This window comes from Kitasatospora sp. NPDC057512 (assembly GCF_042802135.1).
GTDB lineage: Bacteria > Actinomycetota > Actinomycetes > Streptomycetales > Streptomycetaceae > Kitasatospora.
In genome coordinates this window covers 1-5,137 of sequence record NZ_JBHVET010000639.1, presented here as the reverse complement: position 1 = coordinate 5,137, position 5,137 = coordinate 1, and the positions used below count along the sequence as shown (strand labels likewise).

Sequence of the window (5,137 nt, the reverse complement as noted above, 5' to 3'; positions counted from 1 at the left end):
GACAGGCCCACGAGTGTGTCCGGCGCCGGTGTGCTCGGCCGTCGGCTCGGGCATCCCGCCCGGATCTCCCGCCCGCACATCGCCGTCGGACCACCCCGCCGGGCATCCCCGGATTCCCCCGCCGACCGGCCCGGATCCGTCCACCGAGGGCCCGCGCCCGGAGCCGTCGGCCCACGGCGGTACGGTTGCGCTCCGACAGCGCACCCACGTGCCCGGGCCCGGATGGGCCGGCCCGGCCGGGGCGGCGACCGCGGCAATCGGAAGGAAGGGCGCGCGATGGCGGCGGAGGAGGAGGGCCTGACCGGCCCGGACGAGGCCAGGCCCGCACCGGAGGCCGGGGCGGAGCCGGTGGCGGACGCGCGCCCGGAGCCGTCGGCCGAGCCGCTCCACGAGCACCGCTCCGGGCCCAGGTCCGTCCCCGAACTACTGCTCGGCCGCCCGCCGATGGCCCGCCCGCTGCCGTCCTTCGACCACCAGGCCGCCCCCGCCGAGCCCGGCCCGCTGTTCGTGGACTGGCTCGCCACCGCGCTGCACGCCGGGGTGCTGGACCCGCAGGCCTTCACCCTCTCGACCGTCGACGCCGACGGCATGCCGGACGCCCGGGTGCTGGTGCTGCGCGACGTCGACGCGGCCGGCACCGGCTGGAACTTCTCGGCGGCCGCCGACAGCCCCAAGGGCCGCCAGCTCGCCGAGCACCCGGCCGCCGCGCTGACCGTCTACTGGCCGCAGCTGGGCCGCCAGGTCCGGGTGCGCGGCACCGTCGAGCGGGCCGCCGACCTGGTCGCCGCCGCCGAGTTCGCCACCCGCTCGCCCGCCGCCCGGGTCGGCGCGCTGGTCGGGCGGCAGAGCGAGCCGCTGGGCTCGGTCGCCGAGTACGACGAGGCGGAGGCGGTCGCCCGTCGCCGGCTGGAGGCGCACCCGGACGCGGTCGCGCCCGGGCACGCGGTCTACACCCTGTGGGCGCACGAGGTGGAGTTCTGGCAGGGCGACGCCCAGCGCCGGCACATCCGGCTGCGCTACACCCGCACCGGCCCGGTCAGCTCCCCGGAGTGGTCGCGCACCCTGCTCTGGCCGTAAGGCCCCCGGGTCCTCGGGTCCTCGGGTCCTCGGGTCCCCGGGCACCCGAGGCGCCCTGGGGACCAGACCCCGCGAGGGTTACCGACGCCCGGTCAGCGTGGCCCCCACACTGGCCGCGACCACGCACCCGATCCCGGCCAGCTGCGGTGCACCCAGCAGCTGGCCCAGCACCACCAGCCCGACCAGCGCGCTGACCGCCGGCTCCAGGCTGACCAGCACGCTGAACACCCGCTGCGGCATCCGTCGCAGCGCGGTCATCTCCAGCGCGTACGGGATCACCGGCAGCAGCAGCGACACCCCGGCCACCGCGGCGAGCAGCGCCACCGGCGAGGCGTAGGGTGCGGTCAGCCCGTGCCAGGCCTGGCCGAGCCCGAACGGCGCCAGCGTCAGCGCGCCGACCGTCATCGACACCGCCAGGCCCTGGAACCCCTGGAAGGCCGCGCCGACCTTGTCGGTGAACAGGATGTACAGGGCGTAGCAGGCGGCCGCCCCGAAGGCGTACAGCAGACCGACCGGGTCGAGCGATCCGCCGCCGTCGCCCTCGCCGAGCAGGGTCAGCAGCGCCACGCCCGCGGCCGCGAGCAGCGCCCAGAGCAGGTGGCTGGCGCGCCGGGCGAAGACCAGGGCGACGGCGAGCGGGCCGAGGAACTCGATGGTCGCGGCGGTGCCCATCGGCAGCCGGTCGATCGCCCCGGCGAACAGGAAGGTCATCCCGGCCGAGGCCATGCCGAGCAGCGCGGCCGCGGCGAGGTCGCGCGGGCGCTTGTCGCGCAGCTTCGGCCGGGTGACGGCGAGCAGGATGACGGCGGCGAAGCCGAGCCGCAGGAAGGTCGTGCCGCTGACGCCGAGCGGGCCGAACAGCGGCTTGGACAGGGCGATGCCGGTCTGCACCAGGAACATCGCGGTCAGACAGAGAAGCGGCGCCGGGATCCGCTCCGGGCGCCGCAGGACCTTGCCGAACCGGCCGGTGGACCGGCCGGGGTGGACTTCGGGTGGCGCCGCGGGGCCGGACGCCCCACCTCGTCGCCAGCTGCCCCGCTCGCCGGCGGGCTCGCCCTTGGGGGAGGGCGGCATGGCCAGGGCCTCGGCGACGGCGGCGGCCGACGACGAGGCGGCAGGGGTTTCGCTGGTATGGGAGGTGGGCATATTCGTGAGTTTGCCGTAAGGAGTGATGAACCAGCAAGCTCGTTACAAAAATCGGGACGGATACGGACGGGCGCGTCCGAAAGGGTGGACTCGCGCGGGCGCTGCGGCGTGGCTGCCGCGGGCGTCCGACGGACCGTCAGTAACAAGGCGGGGTGCGCCATCTCCGCCCCGCCGCCCTCCTCGCCGCCGCCCTCGTGCTCCTGCTGGCCACCGACGGGACGGTCGTGAACGCCGAAGCCGCCTCCCCGGCCGTCGCCGCCGCCCCCCGCATCCGGGCCGTCACGCTGCCCGACCGGTCCGGCCCTCCCCGGGCCCGCGACACCTGGAGCGGCCCCGCCTTCGACGCCTGCACCGCACCGCCGCTGGACACCCTGAAGGCCTGGCGCGACGCCTCCCCGTACGGGGCGGTCGGCGTCTACACCAGCGGCTCCCAGCGCGGCTGCGGCCAGCCGCGGCTCACCGCCGAGTGGGTGCGCCAGGTGCGGGCACTGGGCTGGCGGTTCCTGCCGGTGCACGTCGGACTGCAGGCGCCGTGCGCCGACCCGGGCCGCAAGCCCAGGCGGATCGACCCGGCGAAGGCCGTCGAGCAGGGCCGGGAGGAGGCGGACGAGGCCGCCCGGTCCCTGCGCGCGCTCGGCTTCGCCAAGGGCAGCCCGGTCTACCTGGACATCGAGGCCTATCCCCTGCGCGACCCGGCCTGCGGCCAGGCCGTGGTCGACTTCACCCTCGGCTGGACGGCGGGCCTGCACGCCGCCGGCTACCGCTCCGGCTTCTACTCCAGCCTCGACTCCGGCATCGCGGACCTCGCCGCCGCCGCCCGGGCCGGCAGCTCCCCGATGCCCGACGCGCTCTGGTACGCCCGCTGGGACGGCCGGGCCGACACCGACGGCTCCGGCGCCCTGGCCCCCGACCTCTGGACCTTCCACCAGCGCGTCCACCAGTACCGCGGCAACGTCGAGGAGACCTTCGGCGGCGTCACCCTCACCGTGGACCGCAACCACGTGGACGGCCCGACCGCCCGCTGAGACCCGCCGCGGACGACCCCGACCCTCGCGGGCCGGGGGCGGAACCGGGACGAATCCGTGATCCGCGCAACGGAGCCGGGATACTGACAGCAGGGGGTGGGAGCGGCACAATCGGGCACGTCCGCGCGCATTACCGCCCGGTAGGTGCCGCGAGCGCAGCCCCCAGTGCCGCCAGGTCAAGGAGGACCCGTGTTCAGCACGATGCAGGATGTTCCGCTCACCGTCGCCCGAATCCTGGAGCACGGGTCCACGGTCCACGGCCGTTCGACCGTGACCACCTGGGACGGCACCGGCCCGGTCGTCCGGACCTACGCCGAGGTCGGCGCCCGCGCCGCCCGGCTCGCCTGGGCCCTGCGCGACGAGCTCGGGTGCACCGACGAGAGCGTCATAGCGACGCTGATGTGGAACAACGCCGAGCACCTGGAGGCGTACCTCGCCGTCCCCTCCATGGGGTCCGTGCTGCACACGCTGAACCTGCGACTGCCCTCCCAGCAGCTGTCGTTCATCGTCAACCACGCCGCCGACCGCGTGATCATCGTCGACGGCAGCGTCCTGCCGCTGCTCGCCGCCGTCCTGCCGGACCTCGCGCCGACCCTCAAGCACATCGTGGTGAACGGTCCCGGCGACCGCTCTGTGCTGGCCGGCTTCGCGGGCGGCGTGCACGACTACGAGGAGCTGATCGCCGGCCGGCCCACCGAGTACCCCTGGCAGCGCGACATCGACGAGCGGCAGGCCGCCGTCCTCTGCTACACCTCCGGCACCACCGGGGACCCGAAGGGCGTGCTCTACAGCCACCGCTCGGTCTACCTGCACTGCCTCCAGGTCAACACCGGCGACAACTTCGCCTTCACCCCGAGCGACACCGCGCTGCCGGTGGTCCCGATGTTCCACGTCCAGGCCTGGGGCATCCCGCACGCGGCCTTCATGTCCGGCGCCAACCTGCTCATGCCGGATCGTTTCCTCCAGCCCAAGCCGATGGCCGAGATGATCGCGGCCGTCCGCCCGACCGTCAGCGCCGCCGTCCCCACCATCTGGGCCGGCCTGCTGGGCGAGCTCGACGCGGGCGACTACGACATCTCCAGCCTGCGCATGGTGGTCATCGGCGGCAGCGCCTGTCCGCCCTCCCTGATGAAGGCCTACGAGGAGCGCCACGGCATCCGGGTGCTGCACGCCTGGGGCATGACCGAGACCTCCCCGCTCGGCTCCTTCGCCCAGCCGCCGGGCGGCCTCACCCCCGAGCAGGAGTGGCCGTACCGGATCACCCAGGGCATCTTCCCGGCCTCCGTCGAGGCCCGGCTGATCGGCCCGGGCGGCGAGCGGATGCCGCACGACGGCGTCTCGGCGGGCGAGCTGGAGGTGCGCGGCCCGTGGATCGCCGGGGCGTACTACGGCGGCGCCGGCCAGGACCCGGTCCGCCCGGACGACAAGTTCTCCGAGGACGGCTGGCTGCGCACCGGCGACGTCGGCACCATCACCGCCGACGGCTACCTGACCCTCACCGACCGGGCCAAGGACGTCATCAAGTCCGGCGGCGAGTGGATCTCCTCGGTCGAGCTGGAGAACGCCCTGATGGCCCACCCCGACGTGGCCGAGGCCGCCGTGGTCGCCGTCCCGGACGAGAAGTGGGGCGAGCGCCCGCTGGCCACCGTGGTGCTGCGCCCGGGCGCGACCGCGGGGCTGAAGGAGCTGCGGGCCTTCCTGGGCGAGCGGATCGCCTCCTGGCAGCTGCCGGAGCGCTGGTCGATCGTGGAGTCGGTGCCGAAGACCTCGGTCGGCAAGTTCGACAAGAAGGTGATCCGGGCCAGCTACGCGGCCGAGGAACTGGACGTCACGGTGCTCGGCAAGGAGTGACCGCGCGAAGGGCCGGCCACCCCCGTACGGACGGGGGC

The 5,137-nt window shown here is 74.9% G+C and carries 4 protein-coding genes; 3 read left to right on the top strand and 1 reads right to left on the bottom strand.

Annotated elements, in window-relative coordinates; all coding sequences use genetic code 11:
• The first annotated feature begins 276 nt into the window (after positions 1-276).
• On the top strand, positions 277-1,077 hold the full coding sequence (locus tag ACFU6K_RS30985; protein ID WP_380668627.1) for a pyridoxal 5'-phosphate synthase: 801 nt from the start codon (positions 277-279) through the stop codon (positions 1,075-1,077).
• 78 nt (positions 1,078-1,155) lie between these two features.
• Here ACFU6K_RS30985 and ACFU6K_RS30980 read toward each other — a convergent pair whose 3' ends face one another.
• Positions 1,156-2,223 carry a DMT family transporter gene (locus tag ACFU6K_RS30980; RefSeq protein ID WP_380668625.1) on the bottom strand — a complete coding sequence of 356 codons (1,068 nt, stop codon included), beginning with the start codon at positions 2,221-2,223 and terminating at the stop codon, positions 1,156-1,158.
• A 152-nt stretch (positions 2,224-2,375) separates the two neighbouring features.
• Between ACFU6K_RS30980 and ACFU6K_RS30975 the strand changes: the two genes are divergently transcribed.
• Together ACFU6K_RS30975 and ACFU6K_RS30970 are read left to right on the top strand one after the other, a co-directional pair.
• Complete coding sequence (locus tag ACFU6K_RS30975; RefSeq protein WP_380668623.1) at positions 2,376-3,248, top strand: DUF1906 domain-containing protein; 873 nt, start codon at positions 2,376-2,378, stop codon at positions 3,246-3,248.
• 189 nt (positions 3,249-3,437) lie between these two features.
• Positions 3,438-5,099 (top strand): long-chain fatty acid--CoA ligase, encoded by a 1,662-nt coding sequence (locus ACFU6K_RS30970; protein ID WP_380668621.1) that lies wholly within the window; start codon positions 3,438-3,440, stop codon positions 5,097-5,099.
• The last annotated feature ends 38 nt before the right edge of the window (positions 5,100-5,137 follow it).

Excerpts from the sequence above, each read along its gene's own strand:
- ACFU6K_RS30985 (WP_380668627.1), top strand. The coding sequence starts at position 277 with ATGGCGGCGGAGGAGGAGGGCCTGACCGGCCCGGACGAGGCCAGGCCC.
- ACFU6K_RS30980 (WP_380668625.1), bottom strand. The coding sequence starts at position 2,223 with ATGCCCACCTCCCATACCAGCGAAACCCCTGCCGCCTCGTCGTCGGCC.